We start from the raw sequence: 24065 nt of genomic DNA, 5'->3' as shown, positions 1-24065 counted from the left end.
AAATCGATATAATAACCGAATGAGAGAAACAAAAAGCCGATGAACAACCATAAAGAGTATGAGCATCCGCAAAATACTGAAGGGCTTTTTGTCTTCGAAGACAACCCTTTGTTGCGCGCCGGGCTGAAGATGAGCCATCTGCGCATGCTCGTGATGATCGAAGAACATGGGCAGGTCAGTGCAGCCGCAGCAGCCATGAACATGACGCAACCGGCCGCTTCCCGCATGCTTTCAGAAATGGAAGCCATTGCCAAAAGCCCGCTCTGTCGACGCGCCTCGCGCGGCGTCGTTCTGACGAAATTCGGCGAGGCATTGGCAAAGAGAGCGCGCACAATCCTTCTGGAACTGCGTGAGGCAAGCCGCGAGCTCAATCAGATGAAATCCGGAAGCGGCGGCTCCGTCTATATCGGTGCCGTGACGGCCCCGGCGATCAGTCTGGTGGTCCCGGCAATCCGCCGTGCCATGGACACTTATCCCGGCATTGAAATCAATGTGCAGGTGGAAAGCAGCAACATTCTGGCCCGGGAACTCCTGGCTGCCAGGCACGATTTCATTATCGGCCGAATACCCGATGATCTCGACCCCAGCCTGTTCTCCATCCACGAAATCGGCATTGAGCGGGCCTGCCTGATCGTCCGCGAGGGGCATCCTTTGCTGAGCCGCAAACCGGTGGCACTGAAAGATCTCTCCGCCTATGACTGGGTCTTCCAGCCCCCCGGCGCGCTGTTGCGCAGGACCATGGAAGATGTCTTCCTAGCCCACGGCGTTGCCATGCCGCGCAACATTATCAACACGCCATCTGTCGTCCTGACACTCGCGCTCGTCTGCAACACCAACGCCATCGCTCCTATCGCTCTCGATATGGCCGAATTTGTTGCAGCGCAGCAGGCGCAGATCGGTAAAACACGGGTTTTGCCGACAGAATTTGACCTGAACGTCAAACCTTACAGCATCATAACAACCAAAGGTCGTGTTTTGCCCCCTAGTGCGCGTCTGCTCTACGATCTCGTCCTTGAGGAGAGCCGCAAACTTACAACCGAGGTGCAATTCGCGTCGACAAGCCCGGCACAATCCTTCGTTGCTTGAATGACGCCCGACAAGGAGTGCACGGATGCTATTTGGACAATCCGTTTTCCAGTCAGTCATTGAAAGACTGAAACGGGAAGCAGACGAAAATACTGCGGAAGGCGATGAGGTACCGGTAAATTACCGCGTCGGCGGAATGACGTCGGGTTTCGTCATCAATACGGAAACATCAGAAAGGCAACCCGGCAACAGCGGCATGGAGGCCTACATGGCATTCCTGGCTGACGCTCCGCCACCACCCGAACCGGAGCCTGAGCCCGAACCGGACCCCATGCCGACCTATCTTGAGAAAACCTCGCTTGAGGACGTCGCCAACGAGCTGGACATCACTGAACGCGATACGCTGGCGACACTCACCGAAAAACGACGCCGCTTCGCCCGACTTAATCATCCAGATAGTGTGAGGCCGCAGTTCCGGCAAAATGCGACATTGCGCATGACAGCAGCCAATCTTCTGATCGATCAGGCAATCCGCATGTTACGGCGCTGACAGTCGAACGTCAGCAATTATGCCGTTTCGTCCTTATCGCTTATCTTGTCGGCAGGTTCTTCGTTCGTTTTGATCTCATCTGCCGCCGGCCCGGGCTTGAAAGCCACCAGCAGCACGTAGCCGGCATAGACAGCAATGCCGCCGACAACCGTGCCCCAGAAAAATTCCCGATTGACGAACTCAACGACCGCCCAGGCGGCACAAAACCCAACGATCAGCAGTCGCACCCAGATGGGACGATAGAGCGGATGGCTCGTGTCGATATTAAGCATGGCGTCTCCGTGGAGGCTGATGTGCCGAAACCGGCTTTTGGGAACGCTCTATGTCGCCTCCCGAGCAAATCGCCAAGTAAAATCGTCGTAAGTCAAAGGAATATCAAAAAATAAGACTGGCTCTACGTATTCCAGAAAAAACTCTGATCAATCGCGCAAGCGTCCAAGCAGGGTAAGAAGTTTGTCGCGCGCCTTCTCGCCACCAATCTTATCGATCAATTTTTCTTCACGGTCGCGCCATTTGGCGGAAAGACTGTCGAGCAGCCCGACACCCTTTTTCGTCATGTCGAGAAAATGCACTCGCCTGTCGTCTTCCGATTTGCGACGGACAAGCAGGTCCTTTTCTTCCATGCTGTCGACGATGGCGACGAAATTGGCCCGCTGTATGCCGAGCGCCTCTGCAACGTCGCTTTGCTTGAGACCGGGATTGCCACCAACGATTACGAGAACGGAAAAATCCGCTGGCCTAAGGCCCTGTTCAGCCAGCACATCGGCAAAACTGTTTGCCACGGCAAGTTGCGAATGTCGCAAGTGATAACTGATCGCATTCGACAACAGACCGTAGTCGATTTCCGCATCAGTCTCGTCAAATTCCATCTTTTCGGATCTTCGTTCGTTGTCCCGTGCCAATCGTAAAGCCATCGGATCCCCGCGTGATTCGTACCATCTACCCGGGCGGCAGCATAAACGACAAAGCGCTAAAACTGTATTCAAAATAAATGTAGATGATACTAATATTGTATAATAATTTGGTGGTTACCCCGAAAATCTTCGCCGTAACACTGACAAAAGCCCCAATATTAGGCTGCCAAAGCCCGAAAAAGTGATCACCGCAAAGTGAACATTTCGGTAGCCGGCAAACACATCGCCAACCCTTCAGTTATCCTCATATCCCCCTTCACGAAGAACGGGCGGAACCGGGTACCACACGAACCAGTCAAGAAAATCGTCACTACTTATGGGAGCGTCTTTTTCACGAGTGCAAATCTCAACCCGCTCTGACCAGCCCTGAAGCCACGAACAACACCATCATTTTTCAGATCACCAAACAGCCGCAGTTTCACAACACTCTCGTATTTTGACATTGATGTGGGAGAAAAGCTGGGCTATGAACCAACCGCTGCGCGATTCACGCGTCGAGGCTGCACCCGTAGCTCAGCTGGATAGAGTGTTGGATTCCGATTCCAAAGGTCACAGGTTCGAATCCTGTCGGGTGCGCCATTAGTTTTACCGCCAGTTTAAAAGCGAACATTGAGGTCCATGACCTCGGCTACAGCTTTCCGACGTTATTACAAATCGCAACCGCACTTATGTTGGACTCAAAAGTCCTCCGGCAGCCTAGAGCTTCAGCTGCTGTAAATTTACCAGCCCCAGCCCACCATTCAGATCTCGCGACAGGCGCCGGGCATAACCGTGTTGACACGCATGCTCGGCGTTTTCAGCAAAGCGGCTTTCAATCCTTAAATCGGGCGCCTCCAAGATATCGACAAAAACCTCTCTGGAAAGTTCAGAACAAAGGATTTTTGGGCGAAAAACACCGCAGTTTCCGCCAGTGAAAAAAATCAAAAATATTGATTAGCGCCAATGCGTTATACTTCATAAAACCATGCAATACATGGTACTCAAGAATTAAGATCGCCCTTCCAAATATTAACTCGGCTTTAAATGTTGACCTGATAAGGCGTGCAAGTCGCAAAATTTTTTAAGCGGCATACGCACAAACTAGCGCGGAAAATCCGGGCCCTTTTTCTGGCTCGAATTGCATGATGCCTTTCCAGCGCAGGTTCGCACACGAGCCATGTTCTCCCTAATTTCGCTTATTTGCAGATGTCGGACCGCTGTCCTGAATGGCGGTGTCTGGCGGCAGATAGGCGTGACCAGTCGCTATTCGGTATCAAGGACACGTTCATGACTTCGATTATCTCCTCATTGTCTGCTGCGCAGATCTCCAAGCTTTCGACGTCAACAATCGCTGGTTTGACCTCGGAGGACGTGAATGCCCTGGATAGCGCCAAGATCAAGGCGCTGACGTCCTCGCAGATCGCCTCGCTGAGCACTGATAACCTCGCGCTTTTCAGCTCCGAAGACGTCAACGCAATTTCGGTCAGCGCCGTCAAGGGACTGACCGTCGCCCAGATCGAACTGTTGGGCTCCACGCAGATCAACGGCCTGTCGGCTTCCCAGGTCACGGCGCTTTACACGAGCCAGATCGCCGCTCTGTCGACCTCGCAGATTGAAGCGCTGACGTCGGATCAGATCGCAGGTCTCAGCTCCGGACAGGTCGGCACGCTCAGCAGCGACGAAATCGCTCTGTTCTCGACCGATGAAATCGCCGCCATCAGCGCCAAGGCACTGGCTGGCCTCGCCACAGACGCGCTGGCAAGCCTCAGCACCGACAACGCTGCCGCACTGACCAAGACCCAGATCGCTGGTCTGTCGTCTTCTCAGCTCGGCTCGCTCTCCTCTGAGCAACTGAACACCTTCTCTTCCGACGAGATCGAGGCAATCAGCACCAAGGCGCTTGCCGGCCTCGACGTTACCAAGCTCAGCACCGAAATCATCGCCACCCTGACGAAAACGCAGGTCGCGGCCCTCTCCTCGACGCAGTTTGCCGCTCTCTCCACCGAGCAGATCCAGGCCCTGACCTCTGATCAGGTCGGTGGTCTCAGCGCCGCACAGGTCGGAACCTTGAGCAGCGATGAACTGGCCCTGTTTTCGACCGATGAAGTTGCCGCCATCAGCGCAAAGGCGATTGCTGGTCTTGCTACCGACACGCTGGCAAGCCTCAGCACTGACAACGCAGCAGCACTGACGAAGACGCAGATCGCCGGCCTGTCCTCGTCTCAGCTCGCTTCGCTGTCTTCCGAAAGCCTTGCCGCCTTCTCCACCGATGAAATCAAGACGATCAGCACCAAGGCGCTTGCTGGCCTCGACGTTACCAAGCTCAGCACCGAGGGCGTTGCTTCTCTGACAAGAACGCAGGTCGCGGCACTGTCTTCGACGCAGTTCGCAGCCCTCTCGACCGAACAGATCCAGGTTCTGAACTCCGATCAGGTTGCTGGCCTCAGCGCCGCACAGGTTGGCACGCTCAGCAGCGACGAGATCGCTCTGTTCGCGACCGATGAAATCGCCGCCATCAGTGCCAAGGCACTGGCTGGCCTCGCCACCGACGCACTGGCAAGCCTCAGCACTGACAACGCGGCTGCACTGACGAAGACGCAGATCGCCGGTCTGTCTTCGGCTCAGCTCGGCTCGCTCTCGTCTGAGCAACTGAGCACCTTCTCGACCGACGAAATACAGGCAATCAGCACCAAGGCGATTGCTGGCCTCGACGTTGCCAAGCTCAGCACCGAGAATGTCGCAACGCTGAGCAAAACTCAAGTCGCGGCGCTCTCCTCGACCCAGTTTGCAGCTCTCTCTACCGAACAGATCCAGGCCCTGACATCGGACCAAGTCTCGGGTCTCAGCGCAGCACAGGTCGGAACCTTGAGCAGCGACGAACTCGCACTGTTCTCGACCGACGAAATTGCGGCCATCAGCGCCAAGGCGATTGCTGGTCTTGCCACCGATACGCTGGCAAGCCTCAGCACCGACAACGCAGCAGCACTGACGAAGACCCAGATCGCTGGCCTCTCCTCGTCGCAGCTGGGTTCGCTCTCTTCCGAGCAGCTGAACACCTTCTCGACCGATGAGATCAAGGCAATCAGCACCAAGGCACTTGCTGGCCTCGACGTTACCAAGCTCAGCACCGAAAACGTTGCCACGCTGAGCAAGACCCAGGTTGCCGCGCTCTCCTCGACGCAGTTCGCTGCTCTCTCCACCGAGCAGATCCAGGCTCTGACATCCGATCAGATTTCTGGTCTCAGCGCCGCACAGGTAGGAACACTCAGCAGCGACGAGATCGCCCTGTTCTCGACCGATGAAGTTGCCGCCATCAGCGCAAAGGCGATTGCTGGTCTTGCCACCGACACGCTGGCAAGCCTCAGCACCGATAATGCAACGGCTTTGACCAAGACGCAGATCGCTGGTCTGTCTTCGACGCAGCTCGGCTCCTTGTCCTCTGAAGGTCTTGCCACTTTCTCGACCGATGAGATCAAGGCGATCAGCACCAAGGCTCTCGCCGGCCTCGACGTGAGCAAGCTCAGCACCGAGGGTGTCGCCGCTCTGACCAGAACGCAGGTTGCAGCTCTCTCTTCGACGCAGTTCGCTGCTCTCTCCACCGAACAGCTTCAGGTTCTGAACTCCGATCAGGTTGCCGGTCTCAGCGCCGCACAGGTTGGCACGCTCAGCAGCGACGAGATCGCACTGTTCTCGACTGACGAGATTGCCGCCATCAGCGCCAAGGCCATTGCCGGTCTTGCGACCGACACGCTGGCAAGCCTCGGTACCGATAACGCAACGGCACTGACCAAGGCGCAGATCGCTGGTCTGTCTTCTTCGCAGCTCGCGTCTCTGTCGTCCGAAAGCCTTGCCACCTTCTCGACCGACGAGATCAAGGCAATCAGCACCAAGGCTCTTGCAGGTCTTGATGTCACCAAGCTGAGCACCGAAAATGTTGCAACGCTGAGCAAAGCCCAGGTCGCGGCCCTCTCCTCGACCCAGTTCGCTGCTCTTTCGACCGAACAGCTCCAGGCCTTGACCTCGGATCAGGTTGCCGGTCTCAGCGCCGCACAGGTCGGCACACTCAGCAGCGATGAAATCGCTCTGTTCTCGACCGATGAGATTGCTGCCATCAGCGTCAATGCACTGACGGGCCTCGCAACGGATACGCTGGCAAGCCTCGGCACGGACAGCGCTGCGGCACTGACCAAGGCGCAGATCGCTGGCCTGTCTTCGGCACAGCTTGGTTCGCTCTCTTCCGAGCAGCTGAACACCTTCTCGACAGACGAGATCAAAGCGATCGGCACCAAGGCTCTTGCTGGTCTTGATGTCACCAAGCTGAGCACCGAGAATGTTGCAACGCTAAGCAAAACTCAGGTTGCTGCCCTCTCTTCGACCCAGTTCGCCGCTCTGTCCACCGAACAGCTCCAGGCCTTGACCTCGGATCAGGTTGCCGGTCTCAGCTCCGCGCAGGTTGGCACGCTCAGCAGCGATGAAATCGCTCTGTTCTCGACAGACGAGATTGCTGCCATCAGCGCCAATGCCATTGCCGGTCTTGCGACCGATACTCTGGCAAGCCTCAGCACCGACAATGCCGCAGCACTGACGAAGACTCAGATCGCGGGTCTCTCTTCGGGACAGTTGGGTTCGCTCTCTTCCGAGCAGCTCAGCACCTTCTCCACTGATGAGATCAAGGCAATCAGCACCAGAGCACTTGCAGGCCTGGACGTTACAAAGCTGAGCACCGAGAACGTTGCCACGCTGAGCAAAACGCAGGTAGCGGCTCTGTCTTCGGCACAGTTCGAAGCTCTGTCGACGGAACAGATCCAGGCTCTGACGTCGGATCAGATCGCAGGTCTCAGCGCCGCACAGGTCGGAACCTTGAGCAGCGACGAACTCTCGCTCTTCTCGACAGACGAGATTACGTCGATCAGCGTCAAGGCAATCTCTGGTCTTGCCAGCGACGCCCTCGGCGGTCTCGACAGCACGCACCTCGATGCTCTCTCTTCCCAGCAGCTGCAGGCAATGAACACTGCACAGGTTGAGGCAATCATCAACGCCTACAAGACAGCGTAAGATTAACGCAACAAGACAACCTGCGACGCGACTCATAGCCGCGTCGCAGCGTAGGAGCATTCTGATTACAGAATGTTTCGGAAGGACATTCAGCATCTGTCATGGCGAAGATATCCATCATCATTCCGGCCTATAACATGGCCAACCTCATCGGCGAGACACTCGAGAGCGTCCTGCGCAATGAAACCGACATGGATATCGTCGTTGTCGACGATGCCTCCACAGATCAGACTTGCGACATCGTCGAGCAATATGCGGCCAGACACGCCAATATCCGGCTGATGCGCAGCGAGACGAACACCGGACCAGGCGTTGCCCGCAACAGGGCACTGGCGAGCGTAGACAGCGAATATTGCCTGTTTCACGATGCCGACGACCTCCTGATCGAGGGAGCAGTCGATACAGTTCTGCCCTTGATGGACGAGACGAATATCGATGTTGCGGCATTCAGATACAGTGTGCTGAGAACGGCCGACGGCGGTCCCGGCGAGATGCCTCCCATCGACAAGAACATCTGGGATAGCGTTCTTGCAGGGCGCGAGAGCGCAATTATCGATCTCGATTCGGCTGCCCAGTTCCTGGTGACGATCAATTACCCTTGGAACAAGATACTGCGGACCTCATTCATCCGCCGCACGGACTGGCGTTTTTCGACGGCCCGGATCAACGAAGATATCTTGCCGCATTGGGCAGCCTACATGAAGGCTGGACGGTTTTTGGCGGTCAACCGCAGCCTCTCGATCCATCGCCTCGTGCCCGGACGCGAGCAGCACACGAACACCTTCGACGAGCGCCGTCTGGAAATGTTCTCTGCACTCAAGGATGCTGAAAGGCTTTTCGAAGACAACCCGCTCTTCAAGGCAAAATATTATCCGATTTTCATCGTCTTCAAGGCTGGCCTGCTGGAATGGGCACACAAGCAGCTTCGAGAGGATCTGCACGGCCTCTACCGGGAATATGTCGCGAAATCATACCAGTACTTCACGGACGAGGATTTCGACAGGGTTTATCGCATTAACCCGTCGATTGCTCTGGCAAGCTACCGAATGAAGCATTCCGGTCGATAACTCTGCACGCGCACAGATCTCTGCATTGAAATGCCAGGCCATCACCGTTTTGGCGGGAGAGGAAATCTCCCGTCTCCCGCCACGCACTGACCATGCGTTTGCATTGATCGACAAGCAAACACGCCTGCAATACATCCAGCCACAGGCAAGTTACCTGCGATAGCTAAAAATAGCCCACGAAAAGGCCGTTTTTACTTTTGACGCTTCGTCGTCTTCCGCAGGATGTCATGACCGCCAACCACGCTTCTACTTCGAACGACGCCGCCGCTCCCAGCGCAGTTGATCTCGCGCGCAACCAGCGGCTCAGTCTCATGGATTTGCTGAGCGTAACGGAGGCTCTCAGCAGTGCCGGTCAGAAGGCCGCCGCGGTAGAACTTTATAAGACGTGGGTCGCATTCAACGACAACAATCCTGCAGTCCACCTTGCCTATTTCAACTACGCCGTTGCACTCAGCCAGCTTGGCGACCGTGCTGGCGCCGTACAGGCGTTTCGTGCCTGCCTGAAGGCCAACCCGCAATTCGCACCGGGCCATATCAACCTTGGCCGTGTGCTTGAAGACGCAGGCATGATCGGTCAGGCCGTCGAGCAGTGGTGGCAATATGCCGAAACCACGAAACACCTTGATGCCGAAGCGATCGGCCATCGGCACATGACCCTGCAGAACATCGGTCGGGTCCTCGAAGGTGCCGGGAAGTATGGTGAGGCTGAGGCTGCATTGCTGCAGGCGTTCGAACTGCGGCCGGAATTGCCGGAATCGGGCCAGCACTGGGCATCGTTGCGCCAGCGCCAGTGCAAGTGGCCGGTCCTTGCCCCATCGAACTATGTCCCTGCCCGCAAGATGGTCGACGCGATGTCATCGCTGACGCTAAGCTGTTATGCCGACGATCCGATGTTCCAGCTTGCCAAGGCCTATCGCTACAGCAAAACGGTGATCGGTGCCCGGCCAGATATCAGCAAGTTTCCGCGCAGATCACCGAAACTGAAGTCTGGGACCGGTCAGCGTCTGCGTGTCGGTTACCTGTCGTCGGATCTTCGCGATCATGCCGTGGGTTTTGCGCTTGTCGAGGTCCTGGAACTTCATGACAAGAACAGCATAGAGGTTTTCGCTTATTACTGCGGCAACGTGCGCAACGCCGATAGCACACAGGAGCGTATCAAGGCTTCCGTCCATTGCTGGCGGGACATTCATGGCATGGATGATGCCGCAGCCGCATCACAGATCATTTCCGATGAAATCGATATCCTGATTGACGTCAACGGCTACACCAAAGACGCCCGCACGAAGATCTTCGCCTATCGTCCTGCACCTGTCATCGTCAGCTTCTGCGGTTATCCCGGATCGACGGGAAGCCCGTTCCATCAGTACCTGATTTCCGATGGCTACATGATCCCGCCGGAGAACGACATTTATTATTCCGAGAAAGTCCTGCGCATCGCGTGTGACCAGCCACTCGACCGCAAGCGGCCGATCGCCGCCCGGCCAACCCGAGCCGAGGTCGGCCTGCCCGACGATGCATTCGTCTATGCAAGCTTCAACGGCATGCAGAAGATCACCGAAAACTGCTTTGCGCGCTGGATGGCGATCCTGTCGCAGACGCCCGGCAGCCTGTTGTGGTTGTTGACAGGCGATGAGGACGTCAATCAGCGCCTCAGAGATATCGCAGAAAAATGCGGCGTTGCGTCTGACCGGCTGGTATTTGCACCGAAGGTGCCGAACCCGATGCATATAGCCCGTATCGGCGTCGCGGACCTGTTTCTCGATACCTTCCCTTACGGCGCACATTCGACGGCGGCGGATGCGATAACATCGGGCCTGCCCGTTCTGACGATGCCCGGCAAGACATTTGCAGCACGCTTCTGCGGCAGCATCGTCACTGCGGCCGGTGTGCCCGAAATGCTCTGCTCTTCGCCTGAGGACTACGTCGCCCGCGCCATCGGCTTCGAACGCGACCGCAAGAGCCTGCTGGACGTTCGGGAATCGATCGCGCGGCAACGAGAGACCAGTGTCCTGCGCGATATCCCGGCTCTCGCGCGCCGTCTGGAGGAGCTGTTCTGGCAAATGCAGGGCGAATGTGAACGCGGCGAAACACCCGTGCCAGATCTCAGCAATCTCGATCTCTATTATGAAGTCGGTGCGGAAGCCGTCCTCGAGAACATCGAGTTTGAGGACGAGCAGAGCTACCGCAAACGCTATCTGAAAAAGTTGAGCCAATGGCACGACTACGCGCCGATCCCCTACGACAGCCGCCTCTGGCAAAAGCCGGACGCCTGAACCAGAGATCGAACGGACCCGGATTGCGCCAATGACGGTTGATCGTGGATAATCCTCGATCGGCCGGGACACACGCTCAACGACATCTCTGCAATGCAAAACTGCCGCGAAACAGGCGGTCTATGAACAGGACGAATTCACCATGAGCGCGGACGAAAGAATTGTCATTGTGGGCGCCGGGCTTTCAGGCGCCGTCATTGGACGAGAGCTCGCATCGGCAGGCCATCAGGTGGAAATCATCGACGTCCGCGACCACATTGCCGGAAATTGTCACACAGAGCGTGACAGCGAGACCGGCGTCATGGTGCATGTTTACGGCCCGCACATCTTTCACACCGACGACAAGGAAGTCTGGGACTACGTGAACAGCTTCCAGACGTTCATGCCTTACAAAAACCGCGTCAAAACCACGAGCAACGAGAACGTCTATTCCCTGCCGGTCAATCTGCACACAATCAACCAGTTCTTTGGCAAGAATTTCCGGCCCGATGAAGCGCGTAGCTTTATCGAGGAAAAAGCCGACAAGTCGATTACCGATCCACAGACATTCGAGGAGCAGGCACTGCGCTTCGTCGGTCGCGATCTCTACGAGGCCTTTTTCAAGGGCTATACGGAAAAGCAATGGGGTTGCTCGCCGACGGACCTGCCCGCCTCGATCCTGAAACGTCTGCCCGTGCGTTTCAACTATGACGACAACTACTTCTTCCACAAATATCAGGGCATGCCGGAAACCGGCTACACGGATATGATCGAGCGTATCCTCGACCATCCGAACATCACAGTCAGACTTGGCACCCAGTTTGATCGCTCCGAGACTTCAGCCTCCAAACACGTCTTCTATTCGGGTCCGCTCGATGGCTACTTCGACTTCGAATACGGCCGTCTTGCCTACCGGACGCTCGACTTCGAACGCTTTACCTATGAAGGCGATTATCAGGGCTGCGCGGTCATGAACTACGGCGACGTTTCCGTCCCCTTCACCCGCATTACCGAGCACAAACACTTTTCTCCTTGGGAAGATCATGCCGGCTCCGTGTGCTACAGAGAGTTTTCGCGCGAATGCGGCCCTGAGGACATTCCTTATTATCCCATTCGCCTTGTCGAAGATAAGGAACAGCTTGCCGAATACGTCGCGCGCGCCGAAGACGAAAAATCGGTGACCTTCGTCGGGCGTCTCGGAACCTATCGTTATCTCGACATGGACGTCACCATCCGTGAGGCGCTCGATACTGCCCGTCTCTACCTTGCCAAGCGGTCAGAAGGTGCGACCATGCCAGCGTTCCTGCACTCGCCGATCTGACATATCCTGTTAGCGACGAGCGGATAGTCCCGTTAGCCTTCAGGCTCGGCCATCGACGCGTCGATCCACGCGCGTGTCTGCCCCAGAATCTCGTCTGACAGATCGGGGTCATCGACGGCACGCGCAAGGATGACTGCACCGACCATTGCCGCCCAGCTTCCAATGGCGGCACGGCGTGCGTCGGCGACCTCCATGTGCGGCATTGCCTTGCTGATCCGTTCTATCTGCGCGCGCAGGCCGTCCGTCATGGCTTTTTGCGCGGCAGGCGTTTGATGACGAACATCAGCGACAAGCCCTGCGGTCGGGCATCCCTCGGCTGCATTGTCACGGTGCGCTGGCGCAAGATAGGTATCGACAAATTTTCGAAGGCCAGCGCCGCCACTCCTCTGCCCTTCCAGAGCGTGGGTGATGGTCTGCGCGACGAGATCATCTTTTGAGCTGAAGTGGCCGTAAAAGCCGCCATGGGTAAAGCCCGCCGCCTTCATGACTTCGGACACACTCACCGCATCAAATCCCTTTTCGCGAAACAGGCGGCTGGCGACATCCAGTATCTGACGCCTGTTTTCCACCATCTGCTCTCGACTGACCTTCATCGCAAGATTCTCCAATCGCCCCATTGACAGTTTCATGATGGTCATCATATTTAATTTCATTCATGACGACCATCATGAATATAAGCCTCATCAGGAAAGAGAGCAATCCCATGACGCATGTTCCCACCGTTCTCGTCACCGGCGCGTCGACCGGTATTGGTGCTGCCTTCGCTGAACGTTTCGCCAGGCGCGGGCACAATCTGGTGCTCGTCGCCCGCAACAAAGCACGGATGACGGACCTCGCCGATCGCCTGAAAGCCGAAACCGGCGGCACGGTCGACATTATCGAAGCGGATCTCGCCAATCCCGTGCAGAGAGCTGTGGTGGAGGATCGGCTCCGCAACGACGCCAACATTGGCATTCTCGTCAATAATGCCGGATCAAGCCTCGCCGGCAGTTTCGTAGAGCAGACGACTGACGATATCGACCGCCTGGTGGCCCTGAATACAACGGCACTGGTACGTCTCGCACACGCAATCGCGCCGCGCCTTGCCAAGTCCGGTGAAGGTGCAATCGTCAACATCGGTTCCGTTGTCGGCCTGGCGCCTGAATTCGGCATGCCGGTCTACGGCGCGACAAAGGCGTTTGTCCTGCATCTTTCACAGGCACTCGCCCATCAACTCGGCCCGCAAGGCGTCTATGTGCAAGCCGTTCTTCCCGCCGCGACCCGCACAGAAATCTGGGACCATGCAGGCGTCGACGTCAACACGATGCAAAACGTGATGGAAGTGAACGATCTGGTGGATGCGGCCCTGGTTGGCTTCGACCGACGCGAACCCGTAACGATCCCACCTCTGCACGATGCAGCCCAATGGAGCACTTTCGAAACCGCGAGGCAGGCAATGATCCCCGGTTATGCGCAATCCCGGCCCGCCGATCGCTACCTGGCTGCTGTGTGACCGTCATGAAGGCCTTCATCCTCGATCGTTACGGCAAGAGCCAAACACTTCGTCTCGGTGAAATGCCGGAACCCTCACCGGGTTTGGATGACGTTCTGATCGAGGTTGAGGCCGCCGGCCTCAACCTTTTGGATTCCAAAATCCGCAGCGGGGCATTCAAACCGATGCTGCCATACAAGACACCTCTCGTCCTCGGTCACGATGTCGCCGGCACTGTCATCAGCGTTGGATCGAATGTACGCGGCTTCAAACCGGGCGATGCCGTTTACGGCCGCCCGCGCGACGGCCAGATCGGTGCCTTTGCCGAGCGTATCTCGGTAAAGGCAAAGGATCTGACGCTGAAACCAGAAAGCCTGTCCATGGTGGAGGCTGCGTCACTCCCGCTCGTTGCGCTGACTGCGTGGCAGGTGCTGGTGGAGATAGCAAGGATCAGGGCTGGCCAGAAAGTGCTGATCCATGCGGGATCGGGTGGCGTTGGAACCATTGCCATTCAGCTCGCCAAATATTTCGGCGCAACTGTCGCCACCACAGCCAGCGCGGCCAATGCAGAATTTCTTCGCAAGCTCGGCGCCGACGTCGTCATCGACTATCGCACACAAGATTTTTCGAGCCTGCTGTCGGGCTATGATGTCGTACTCAACAGCCTTGACGCAAAGACACTTGAGAAATCGCTGAAGGTGCTGAGATCAGGCGGCAAGCTCATCTCTATTTCCGGCCCACCTGATCCGGCCTTTGCCAAAACCAGAGGGCTGAGCCTACCGCTTCGCCTGTTGATGAGACTGATCAGCACCGGCATTCGCGCCAAAGCCAGACGTGCCGGCATCGAATACGCCTTCCTGTTCATGCACGCAGATGGCACTCAGCTGGAAGAGATCAGCAGGTTGATTGAAAACGGGACGATCAATCCGGTGATCGATCGTACGTTCCCGTTCGAAAAGCTGAATGAGGCTTTCGCCTATATTGAAACGGGTCGGGCAAAGGGAAAGGTCGTTGTGACGCTGAAGTGAGACAGGCAGCGGCATCAATCCGGCAACGCCGCTACGCGCGCTCGCGCCGCGGCCGCGGGCTTTGCTCCAATACCCTTGACCTTGCCTGGAATGGGTATAGCAACCTCTTCATCCTCAACAAGGCTGGCATGAGCCTGGAGATGCAGGCCAACGATTGCAACGATGATGAAAAACCAGACGAAGCCGGTACTCAACATGAACAGGGTTTCAAGGAAACCGTAGAGCAACGTGTAGAGCCATATGCTGACATAAAAGCGTGTGAGCGGGCTCTTGCGCACCGCTTCACTCATCTTGCCGAGATAATAAAGCGGCAGCAGGAAAATCCAGATCAACACCAGCACCAGACCGGGCACACCTGCCGCCAGCAACAGGTCGAAATAGCCATTGTGCGAATCCGGCGCGGATGTCGCCCAGGTATTGTTCTCCGTAAAGCTGCTCATCAGCGCGTCGCTTCGCCAGAACGCCTGGTAGCCATAGCCCAGCAGCGGGCTTTGACGGATATATTCGATCGACACGGTCCATATATCGGTGCGGCCCGTAAACGTCGGGTCCATGCCAAGCTTGGCCAGCATGGCAGAAAATACAGGATCGACCGTCGTCCCTACAGTCACGGTCGCGAAGACTGCGAGCAACGCTGCAACGACCGTGTACCGCCATTTCGGCCAGCGGAGAATGAACCAGCCGACGGAAAAGATGATCGGCATCAACCCGAGCGCAGTCTTGCCACCGGATTTCACCAAAAAGACCAGCGACAGGAGAAACACTGCAAGCCCGCCGACGAATGACCATTTCTTGCAGAGATAAACGCCGACGATAATCAGGATCGACATGACCGACGCGGCTTCATTCTTGTGGCGGAACACGCCGCGCCAGTCTCCTGCAAGCAGCGGTTCCAGTGCGTCCGATGCCTGATGGATGGATCGTGATGGCAGAACAATGACGCCGAAATAACAGAGAAACAAAATGGCGAGCGTACAAACCGCAAGCAATGTGGAAAAGTGCCGCTCCGTCCGGGGCAACTGCAGGAAACCGGCGGCGAGAACAAAGATGATCGCGCACATCACCAGCCGCCGCAACGAGAACATAGGAGCCTCGCCAACAAGCGATGTGAAGGCATACCAGCCGAAAATCGCCACCATCCACAAACGCGGCGCAAAAATCAGTGAGAACGATCGCTCCTTCGCCATGAAGAGAATGAAGCTGAAAAGCAAGACGATCGCGGTAAACTGGTTCAGCAGGCTTGAGCCTGCGGCCATGGCAGAACCCGTATAGGTCGACGACAGGGAAATGTAAGGGGAATAGCCGACCGTGAAGTAGAAGAACGTCAGGTAGAAGAGCGCGTCCCGCCAGTAGCCGTTACCATGTTCTTCTTTCGCTTCGGCCATAAGAGGTTTTTCTCTCTCCCGTTTCAGCGCACCCGTCGTCCGGACCGACGTTGCTCATACCTTTCCGCAACGGCCCCGACATCCCTAACAAGGATTATAATATGATACACGGAAATCGTGCAGTCTTATTTTGGTTCGATCCGGTATGTTGAGCCTCTAAGATGCCAGCTTTCGTGAACATGGTTAAATCGGCTGCGATCATTGAGGGACCTGCCGCTTCAGCTTGAAGTTGCTAGCGGAATTTGGCGAACAGGTGAGCACCCGACACAGGAATTACCGCCGATCGACAGCACATGGGTGCTCGGCAACTATCGGAATTTCATTGCCAACGGCCTAAATCTCCGTTTTTATGTGTGATATTAACATTCCGAAATATATTTCCTGTTTTAGTAATGCCTAAGATATCGACAAGTGCGGGAATCTGACGGTGAACGTTCAGACACAGACCAGCAAAAGCGATGTAGGCAGAAGCTGCGAAGCTGGTGCCGGACATCGCACGTCCGGCGTGCGCCCCATGCACAAGGACGATGTTGACGCGGTTGAAAAGCTGATCAATTCGGCCTTCGGAAAAACGCAGCGCAATGCAACTTTCGATTTTCGTTCTTATATCCGGAACGTCTTTTTCGGCAGCCCGATCTATGACCCTGCTCATGGCAGTATCGTCTACGACATCGGCGACCAACAGATAACCAGCGTCGTTCTTGCCCTACCGATGCGTTTTGTCGTCCATCGTGAACGCATTGTCGGGCGGTTGCTGTGTGCCTTCGCTTCGGACGCTGAAAAAGGCGCTGCAGGTGCGGCGCGCCTTTCCCGAAGCATGCGACCGTCACAGCAGGATCTGTGCTTCACTGACACATCCTCACCGGTGAGTGCCGATCACTGCCTCGCAATCGGCGGCATCATTCTGCCGGTTGAAAGCCTGCAATGGCACAAAGCATTGAGACCATTGTCGAGCATGGCATTGCGGCTGGGTCGCCGGGTCAGATTGGCCGGCTCCAGACCCGTTCTTGCCGCACTTGGATTTGCCGACCGTCTCTTGCGCGGATGGAAGCGCGGGATACGACCGAAAGGCGTCGAAGGCCTGACCGTCAGACCCGCCGATTTCGAAACATTCCGCCTGCATGCGCTGCCGATGATCGAGCGATTTTCCGTTCGCCCCGAATGGTCGAGCGAGGAATTCCATTGGCTGGTCGAGATGGCGAAGACCAATGAAAGCATGGGAAAACTGAACTGCCGCACGGTCGAAGATCGCGATGGTAAGGCGATTGGCGCGGTTCTGTACTTCGGGCATCCGGGAAGAACGGCTTATGTGCTGAACATCGTCACAGCGGCAAGTCGCGAAAACGATGTGCTAAGCCAGCTTTTCCGTCATCTCGATGATGAAAATTATGCCCATGTGACGGGCATGTCCCAGTCGTTCCTGATGAACGCTCTCTATCGCCACAACCAGATGACCTTCCGACATCGAGGTTATTTCTGCGTGACGACGCGCGATGAGGCACTCAAGGATAGCGCGCTTCGTGGCGATATCTATGTCGGCGGCCTCGCCTCCGAAAGCTGGAGCCGACTTATTACGGACTTCTAAGCTGGCTTAGTCTTCCTCTGGAACAAGCCCGTCATAGACCTCCAGCAAGGCGGCTGCGATCGCTGCACCGAGAGCGTTTCCTGCATCGCGAATACCGGCTTCGTCCATATCGCGCACCGCGACTGCGAGGTCAGATGCTTCGCTGGCGACGATCAGCTTGGCGCGTTCGATAGCCCAGAGGCCAAAGTCTCCTCGGTTGTCGATGGATATGGTTTCCGTGCTCACAAGGCGTCTCCGTTTCGATCTGTCAGAACATTTTTTATAAAACCAAACCGCCCTAAACCACAGAATGCGGGAATTTGCACGGCTTTCCCGCGAGCCTATCATTTTAGAAAGGCGAAATATGACCTTTCTCACAGGCGTTTATAAAAATATTAATGATAGTTATTCGTAGTGTTTGAAAGCTTGTGCCGTAGCATGCAAATGACCTAACAAAGAAACGATGGCCACCTTGGACGCCGGAAAAAATTCGACAGGGGAAAACATCATGGATGTGGAAAGGCCGAACATAATTTGGCCTACGGTCCCGCTTGCGACGCTACCGATCGTCGACGCAACCATGGAAGAAACCGCCGAGGACTTCATTCGCCGGGCTTCCACGCCGCGTGCGCCTGACGAGAAACCCTTCTATTCGACATCCGCAAACGGCCAGGTCATTGCGCTCTGCCACCAGGACGCCCAGTTCGACAGCATCTTGCGCCAGGCGGACCAGATCCACGCCGACGGCATGTCGCTGGTGATTTTTTCGCGACATTTCAGTGCCAGGGCACTGAGGGAGCGCATCGCAACCACCGACCTCGTCCACACCGTCGCCAAGCGCGCGGAAGAGACCGGCGCACGGTTTTATTTTCTCGGTGGTTCGGAGGACGTAAACCGTACCGCAGTCGCGGAAATGCAGAAGCTTTATCCGCGTCTCGTCTTTGCTGGTCGGCAAAACGGTTATTTCAAGGAACATGAGGAAGACGCTGTCGTCAAAAACATCGTCGCGTCGCAGCCCGATATTCTTTGGATCGGCTTTGGCATACCGCTTGAACAGCGTTTCGTCGCACGCAATCTCAACAAACTGGCCGGCATCGCAGTCATAAAAACCTGCGGTGGACTGTTCGACTTCATTGCCGGCAAGAACTCCAGAGCGCCACAATGGATGCAGGACATGGGACTGGAATGGCTCTATCGAGCCATGCTGGAACCCAGACGCCTTGGAAAACGCTATTTGCTTACGAACCCTGTCGCGATTTACGCAATGCTGAAGCATCGCGAGAGGGTGCCAAATAAATCCCGGTCCACGACACGTACGGACGCCAAGGAAGCAAAGAAAAGCAACTGAACTTGCTGCCCATAACAGTCAAACAAAAATCACAAGCTATTGAAATATTTAACTATTGGAAATAACGAGCAAGTCGAGTCCAACAACGGCATTGCAAAAAAACAACATACTTTCCAGCAATACGCCTTCTAAAAAATGACCTGTAGGAAATTCGATTGCAACTCACCACAACAGGTCTACACTAAAAAGATATTATAAATTTATTCGAATCAAATGCATATTGGGGACGTCAATGTTGACTACGGCCATTTCTATTCTTGTATATGGCATCGGCACCGTTACCTCACTTGCCATGACCTATATCGAGGGCGCACGTCGAGATAAGGAGTGGGATGTCTACCGCATCAGCGGCATCATCCTGTGTTTCTTCTGGCCTCTGCTTCTGCCGGTTTTCATCATAACCGCCTTCTTGTCGATGTACGGACGAGGAAAGCGACATTCGGCCAGCAGCAAGTCTATCAGCGCTGAAAAGACGCTCGTCGCGCCGCGAATTTCCCCGCGCGCCTAAGACGGACAAAAGATCAGAGACCAAGTGTGCTTGCAGCCGCTTCAACAGTCATGACCTTTGCCCCACCCGACACTGCCGACCGAACAAGGTCGCGAAGCTTTGTCTCCGGGCATCCGTAAAAGCTTGGTGTCGATGAAACGTCATGGGTGAAAAAGATCAGCCATCCGCCAGTTTGCAGCACCTCGGCAAGCCAGCGATAGGCCGCATCGAGGTAGGTCTGATCGGGCCTCAACTCGACAGCCGCAAGATTGTGCAGGTCGGTCCTGCCCTTATTGATGCCGGGCATGATGCTGCGCGCAGTTTTGAACCTTTTGCGCAACAAGGGCTGCATTAACGGCGACGCCATACCGAAAGGAACGGAGAAGTTTCGAGGCCCACTCATTCCGTCGAACGCAGCCAGTGCCTTATCGTTTCGCTCCAGATCTGCCGCGAGCTCCGAGCGGGAAAAGCTTGAAAGTTTTCGATGGGAATAGGTATGGCAGGCGAGTTCGTGCCCCTTGGCGACGAGATCAGCGCAGCCCTGAGCAGGGACCATTTTGCGCTCATTATCATACCCGTCGACGAAATTTCCGGAGATGTAAAACGTTCCACGAGCTCCCTCCTCCTCGAGAATGCGCGCTCCGTTTGTCCAGGAACTCTCCGGCACGTCGTCAAAAGTGAAAGAAACAATCGGTGAGGCTGCCTCGACCTGTACGGCCGGCCCCGGAAAATATCGCACGAGCCGGTTGTTAATCCGGTCGGCCAGCGTCCCTATTTTCTGCGTCATCCACAGCCCCCCGGCGTGTCTGAGTTACTGTCCTTCTTCAAGTACATTGTGAGCCTGATGTCTCAAACAATACACGGCAATCAGAAGAGAAGACCAGATAGGCCCTGTTCCGGTAAAGAAATTACTCTCAAGGCACGAAGAAAGAAGGGCGTAGACCCAGATTCGCGCAAAAAGTGTTGTCAGTGCGGGATAAGTGCCACGGTCGACGGCGCGTCTGAAGTTGTTCGCCGGTATGATGACCAGCCATATGATAGTGAGGATGAAAGCCGGAATTCCGCCATTCAGCAGGCTTTCGATGTAACCGTTGTGTGCGTGATAGGCAGAAACAGCCCATGTTCCGGCAATATCGCCCTGCGACAGAAGCCTCTCGCTTGCCCAGAATGCCTGGAAGCCCTGACCGAAAATCGGCGATTGCGCAAACGTATCGAAAGACAGACGCCATATGTCCGTTCTGCCCGTGAAGGTGGAATCGACACCAACGCTCTCTACCAGATTCTGGATGCTGGGGAAATAGGTTGAGCCAACTGCAAGAATGTTGAGAAAGGCCAGCAGGCCGCCGATCATCAGCAGCGTGCGGTTGGCATGTCGTTCCATAATCCAGACGAGCGCAATGGAGACGGGCAACAGCATCGCCGCAGTCTTGCCATTGGTTTTCCAGAGGAAGAAACCCGCCAGCAGCGCGATGGCGATACCCCCCATTGTCGACCAGGCGCTGCGCAAATAAAGCCCGATCATGAAAAGGATAATCATCGCCGGCGCGGCAGCATTCTTGTGATTGAAGACGCCGCGCCAATCACCCGCGAGGGCCTTTTCATCAAGATCGTATGGTTGGTGGATCGCCCGTGAACTCAAAAAAATCACGCCGAGATAACATACCACCAGAAGGATGATCGCAAAAATGGCCATCATCCGATCGAACTGCTTGCGATCCTGCGGCATCACCACGAGGACACTGGTGATGAAGCACAACAGGCCCGTGAAAATAAGCCGCTGCAACGATGTGCCGGGCTGCGCGCCAACAACGGAGCAGATCGCCAGCCAGCCAAACAGCAGCAAGATCGGCAATCGGGGTCGCAGCAGCAGGCCCGTCAATCTGTGGCGCAAGGCAAATACGCCGAGCAGCGCTGCGATAGCCAGCCCCAGAAGCTGATTGGCCGCCGCATGCGGAACAGGCGGCGCGGCCAGATTTTCAAATGGTGCGACGGAAATCCAGACATAAAGCAGCGTGACGACAAAAAAAGCCGCATCACGCCGGCTGCCGCCAAGCGGAATAGCGCCTTCGCTCAAGCGAACCGGCTGCGTATCAGCGAAACGCGGCATTTTCGCCTGCCTCCGGCGCAGCTAAACGGATCATTGCCCTGCCTTGCGATGAACAGAGACGTTCTTTTTGGGAATCTGTCGTGTTCGAACAGCTATAAACGGTCGTTATCATCATTATTGTGCAATTGCTTTAACCCTCTCTTACCGCAGAACGGCTAAGACAGGGGAAATTACCGCTCAAACCATTTAGATGTGCAAGTCATTTTAGCGGGACAGCCATGTTACATGACGTAACCAGGCAACGTCGGAACACAGGGAGACTTAGGTGTCGTTCAACACGCCGCGGCTCGGCCACCTGATAAGACTGGGATTGTCCTATATGGCGTCCGGTGGCGCGCTTTTGATGTCCAGCGCCGCCCAACTCCTGACGTTCGCCCTGCTTGCCCGTCATCTTGGCGTTGAACAATTCGCGCTTTATGCATCCATCACCGCCGTTACCAACCTCGGCGTCCAGATCTGCGGTATCGGCGCGCAGGAATCCCTGATCCGACGCGTCGCCCAGGACCGCAGCATGTTCCCTGTCATGCTCGGCCACAGCTATATGCTGAGTGCTCTGACAGGCGTGATACTGACCGTTATCGGCATGGTCACGATTCCAGTCTTCTTCCCGACTTCGGAAAACCTGCTCGACACCCTGATCACGACCTTCCTGATCCTCTTCACCAATCTCGTTCTTCTGAAGGTCATTTCGCTTTCGACGCAGAGTTTCATCGCTCACTCCGACTTCGGCTCGGCCAACAAGCTTGAAGTGATGTTTGCTGTCGCACGAACCCTTGCCGCCATATTCGCCTGCCTTGTTTTCAAGGTTGAAACGGTCGAAGCATGGGCCTTGTGGAACCTCGCGGCACATTTGATCGCAGCGGTGATTTCGGTCAAAGCAATCGGCAGGCTCGGCAAGCCGATCTACCGCCTCGTTCGCGAAGAAATCCGCATCGGCATCCTGTTTTCCACGCAATTCCTGTTCAAGGCGGTACGCGGCAATGCCGATATTCTCGTGCTGGGCGCAATCGCCAGCGCCGAAGTTCTTGGCAGCTATTCGATTGCTCGCCGTATTCTGGACAGTTCCTACCTGTCTGTGGAAGCCCTGAACCGGTTGATCTATCCAGGCTCGGCGTCCGCGGCACTGCAAGGCATCACCAAGACCATCGAGCGTGCCTATAACGTTCTGAAAGCAGCACTGTTCATTGCCGTCGGCAGTGCAACCGCGATCTTCATTATCGCACCGTTCCTGCCGCTATTGTTCGGCGACGAATATGTATCGCTGCCGATCATCACCCGCGTTCTGTGCTGGGCCGTGCTGCCCATGGCCGTTGCTGCCACCGCGCTCGAGGCGCTCGGCGCATCCGGACGTCAGGACATCCGTGCCAAGATCTGGAACAGCGGCAACCTGCTCGGCTCTGTCGTCGTCGCCTTGTCCACCTGGTACTTCAGTATTTCCGGAACGATCGGCAGTTACTTCCTGGTGGAGATTGCCATCGCGGCAGCCGTCTGGATCGCGCTTCTGCGGCTGCGTCGTCGCAGCGAAGCGTTTGCCGGAGCGGAGTAAGCCGCAGGCTGAGGCTTCAGGTCTTCTTGGCGGCCTTGTAGGGGTTCAGCGTCACACCCACGCTCGCCATCATGCGACCGACGGACATCAGTGGCGGATGCGTAGCGGGCAGAAGCGATCCGGTTTTGGCGAAAGCCGAAACCGCACGGATCACTGAAAGACCAAGGCTGACAACGTTTTTCGCGCCCAACAGCAGACCACCCTGCAAGCCGGGACGATGCGCGCGGTCAATGCTGTAATTGATGATGCCGGTTCTGAGCGATCGCGTCATGATCCAGCGCGGCGCCATGCGGGTTTCCGGCACATATTCAATGATGACGGCATCCGCGCTCCAGGCGAATTTGAAACCGGCGCGACGGCAGCGCGTGAAGAAATCCATGTCGCCGCCACCGAGAAAGTTGAACTGTACGTCGAATTCGGGCTTGTCGAGACCGTCGAAAACCCGGCGGGAAATCAGGCAATTGCCGGAGCCATGAATCTGATCCACCTCACCCGTTGGCGCTTCGATGGAGCCGAACAGAGGATGTGCGAGAACAGACTTTGGAGCGGGCGCGTCGAATTCGCGGTTCACGGGACCGCCAACAATATCGGCACCGAAGGATTTCGCAGTTTTGACCATCTCGGCCAACCAGACGGGTGAGGCCGCCTCATCGTCATCGATCATCAGAAACCATTGCGCGGACGGATACGTCTGACGCGCGGTTCGAAACGCGGTGTTGATCGCGTAACAGTTGCCCTGCGTCGGTTCGACCAGAGCCTGCCCGGTAAAACGGGTCTCGGCAAAAAACTGGCGCGCGACGCCAAGTCCGGCCTGCCCCTCTCCGTCATTGTCCACGACAACGATGGCGAAGGGAAACTCCACCTGCTGGGCGGCCAGCGACTGGAGTGTCTTGCGCAGGCCTTCAGGTCTGCGGAAACTTGGAATGCACACCACCGCCTCCGGACGAATCTCGGTCATGAACGCT

General features: G+C 56.1%; 20 protein-coding genes and 1 tRNA gene. 13 read left to right on the top strand and 8 right to left on the bottom strand.

Annotated features, from left to right (window positions below; all coding sequences use genetic code 11):
* The first annotated feature begins 39 nt into the window (after positions 1-39).
* Both ACIQT8_RS10340 and ACIQT8_RS10335 read left to right on the top strand, forming a co-directional pair.
* A complete protein-coding gene (locus tag ACIQT8_RS10340; protein ID WP_400964982.1) occupies positions 40-1086 on the top strand; it encodes a LysR family transcriptional regulator in 1047 nt (348 codons plus the stop codon).
* Positions 1087-1111: 25 nt separating this feature from the next.
* Entirely contained in the window at positions 1112-1576 is a 465-nt protein-coding gene (locus tag ACIQT8_RS10335; RefSeq protein ID WP_400964981.1) for a hypothetical protein, read from the top strand.
* Between the two features lie 17 nt (positions 1577-1593).
* Here the strand turns inward: ACIQT8_RS10335 and ACIQT8_RS10330 are convergent, their stop codons facing one another.
* Entirely contained in the window at positions 1594-1848 is a 255-nt protein-coding gene (locus ACIQT8_RS10330; protein WP_400964980.1) for a hypothetical protein, read from the bottom strand.
* A 147-nt stretch (positions 1849-1995) separates the two neighbouring features.
* A complete protein-coding gene (locus ACIQT8_RS10325; protein WP_138791196.1) occupies positions 1996-2490 on the bottom strand; it encodes a MarR family winged helix-turn-helix transcriptional regulator in 495 nt (164 codons plus the stop codon).
* 502 nt (positions 2491-2992) lie between these two features.
* Here ACIQT8_RS10325 and ACIQT8_RS10320 point away from each other — a divergent pair.
* The 5 genes from ACIQT8_RS10320 (at position 2993) to glf (ending at position 12164) form a co-directional block, all read left to right on the top strand.
* A tRNA-Arg gene (locus ACIQT8_RS10320) sits at positions 2993-3069 on the top strand.
* Between the two features lie 687 nt (positions 3070-3756).
* The gene (locus tag ACIQT8_RS10315) at positions 3757-7524 is read left to right on the top strand and encodes an ice nucleation-like protein (protein WP_400964979.1); all 3768 of its coding nucleotides are present in this window, start codon (positions 3757-3759) and stop codon (positions 7522-7524) included.
* A gap of 101 nt (positions 7525-7625) precedes the next feature.
* A complete protein-coding gene (locus ACIQT8_RS10310; protein ID WP_400964978.1) occupies positions 7626-8591 on the top strand; it encodes a glycosyltransferase family 2 protein in 966 nt (321 codons plus the stop codon).
* 227 nt (positions 8592-8818) lie between these two features.
* The gene (locus ACIQT8_RS10305; RefSeq protein WP_400964977.1) at positions 8819-10864 is read left to right on the top strand and encodes a glycosyl transferase; all 2046 of its coding nucleotides are present in this window, start codon (positions 8819-8821) and stop codon (positions 10862-10864) included.
* A 142-nt stretch (positions 10865-11006) separates the two neighbouring features.
* The gene (gene glf, locus ACIQT8_RS10300; RefSeq protein ID WP_400964976.1) at positions 11007-12164 is read left to right on the top strand and encodes a UDP-galactopyranose mutase; all 1158 of its coding nucleotides are present in this window, start codon (positions 11007-11009) and stop codon (positions 12162-12164) included.
* Between the two features lie 32 nt (positions 12165-12196).
* On the opposite strand, the gene ACIQT8_RS10295 is transcribed toward glf, so the two are convergent.
* Positions 12197-12757, bottom strand: coding sequence for a TetR/AcrR family transcriptional regulator (locus ACIQT8_RS10295; protein ID WP_400964975.1), 561 nt, complete (start codon positions 12755-12757; stop codon positions 12197-12199).
* Positions 12758-12867: 110 nt separating this feature from the next.
* Between ACIQT8_RS10295 and ACIQT8_RS10290 the strand changes: the two genes are divergently transcribed.
* Both ACIQT8_RS10290 and ACIQT8_RS10285 read left to right on the top strand, forming a co-directional pair.
* Positions 12868-13656 (top strand): SDR family NAD(P)-dependent oxidoreductase, encoded by a 789-nt coding sequence (locus ACIQT8_RS10290; RefSeq protein ID WP_400964974.1) that lies wholly within the window; start codon positions 12868-12870, stop codon positions 13654-13656.
* Positions 13657-13661: 5 nt separating this feature from the next.
* The gene (locus ACIQT8_RS10285) at positions 13662-14663 is read left to right on the top strand and encodes an NADP-dependent oxidoreductase (protein ID WP_262523184.1); all 1002 of its coding nucleotides are present in this window, start codon (positions 13662-13664) and stop codon (positions 14661-14663) included.
* Between the two features lie 14 nt (positions 14664-14677).
* On the opposite strand, the gene ACIQT8_RS10280 is transcribed toward ACIQT8_RS10285, so the two are convergent.
* Entirely contained in the window at positions 14678-16048 is a 1371-nt protein-coding gene (locus ACIQT8_RS10280) for an O-antigen ligase family protein (protein ID WP_400964973.1), read from the bottom strand.
* A gap of 427 nt (positions 16049-16475) precedes the next feature.
* Here ACIQT8_RS10280 and ACIQT8_RS10275 point away from each other — a divergent pair, with 427 nt between their 5' ends.
* The gene (locus tag ACIQT8_RS10275) at positions 16476-17633 is read left to right on the top strand and encodes a GNAT family N-acetyltransferase (RefSeq protein ID WP_400964972.1); all 1158 of its coding nucleotides are present in this window, start codon (positions 16476-16478) and stop codon (positions 17631-17633) included.
* A 6-nt stretch (positions 17634-17639) separates the two neighbouring features.
* Here ACIQT8_RS10275 and ACIQT8_RS10270 read toward each other — a convergent pair whose 3' ends face one another.
* Entirely contained in the window at positions 17640-17858 is a 219-nt protein-coding gene (locus tag ACIQT8_RS10270; protein ID WP_400964971.1) for a hypothetical protein, read from the bottom strand.
* 262 nt (positions 17859-18120) lie between these two features.
* Between ACIQT8_RS10270 and ACIQT8_RS10265 the strand changes: the two genes are divergently transcribed.
* Positions 18121-18960 (top strand): WecB/TagA/CpsF family glycosyltransferase, encoded by an 840-nt coding sequence (locus ACIQT8_RS10265; protein ID WP_400964970.1) that lies wholly within the window; start codon positions 18121-18123, stop codon positions 18958-18960.
* A 232-nt stretch (positions 18961-19192) separates the two neighbouring features.
* A complete protein-coding gene (locus tag ACIQT8_RS10260) occupies positions 19193-19468 on the top strand; it encodes a hypothetical protein (protein ID WP_400964969.1) in 276 nt (91 codons plus the stop codon).
* 13 nt (positions 19469-19481) lie between these two features.
* Here the strand turns inward: ACIQT8_RS10260 and ACIQT8_RS10255 are convergent, their stop codons facing one another.
* Together ACIQT8_RS10255 and uppY are read right to left on the bottom strand one after the other, a co-directional pair.
* Positions 19482-20234 (bottom strand): polysaccharide deacetylase family protein, encoded by a 753-nt coding sequence (locus tag ACIQT8_RS10255; protein WP_400964968.1) that lies wholly within the window; start codon positions 20232-20234, stop codon positions 19482-19484.
* A gap of 24 nt (positions 20235-20258) precedes the next feature.
* Entirely contained in the window at positions 20259-21554 is a 1296-nt protein-coding gene (gene uppY / locus ACIQT8_RS10250) for a Wzy-type polysaccharide biosynthesis protein UppY (RefSeq protein ID WP_400964967.1), read from the bottom strand.
* 319 nt (positions 21555-21873) lie between these two features.
* On the opposite strand from uppY, the gene uppX reads away from it, so the two are divergent.
* Complete coding sequence (uppX, locus tag ACIQT8_RS10245) at positions 21874-23100, top strand: Wzx-type polysaccharide biosynthesis protein UppX (RefSeq protein ID WP_246705253.1); 1227 nt, start codon at positions 21874-21876, stop codon at positions 23098-23100.
* 16 nt (positions 23101-23116) lie between these two features.
* Here uppX and uppJ read toward each other — a convergent pair whose 3' ends face one another.
* Positions 23117-24058, bottom strand: a complete 942-nt coding sequence (gene uppJ / locus ACIQT8_RS10240) for a polysaccharide biosynthesis UDP-hexose transferase UppJ (protein WP_400964966.1) — start codon at positions 24056-24058, stop codon at positions 23117-23119.
* Positions 24059-24065: the final 7 nt, after the last annotated feature.

Origin of the sequence: Agrobacterium sp. NPDC090273 (assembly GCF_044772305.1) — a bacterium.
Taxonomy (GTDB): domain Bacteria; phylum Pseudomonadota; class Alphaproteobacteria; order Rhizobiales; family Rhizobiaceae; genus Agrobacterium.
The sequence above is the reverse complement of the archived record's forward strand: the minus strand, read 5'-3'. Positions and strand labels throughout refer to the sequence as shown.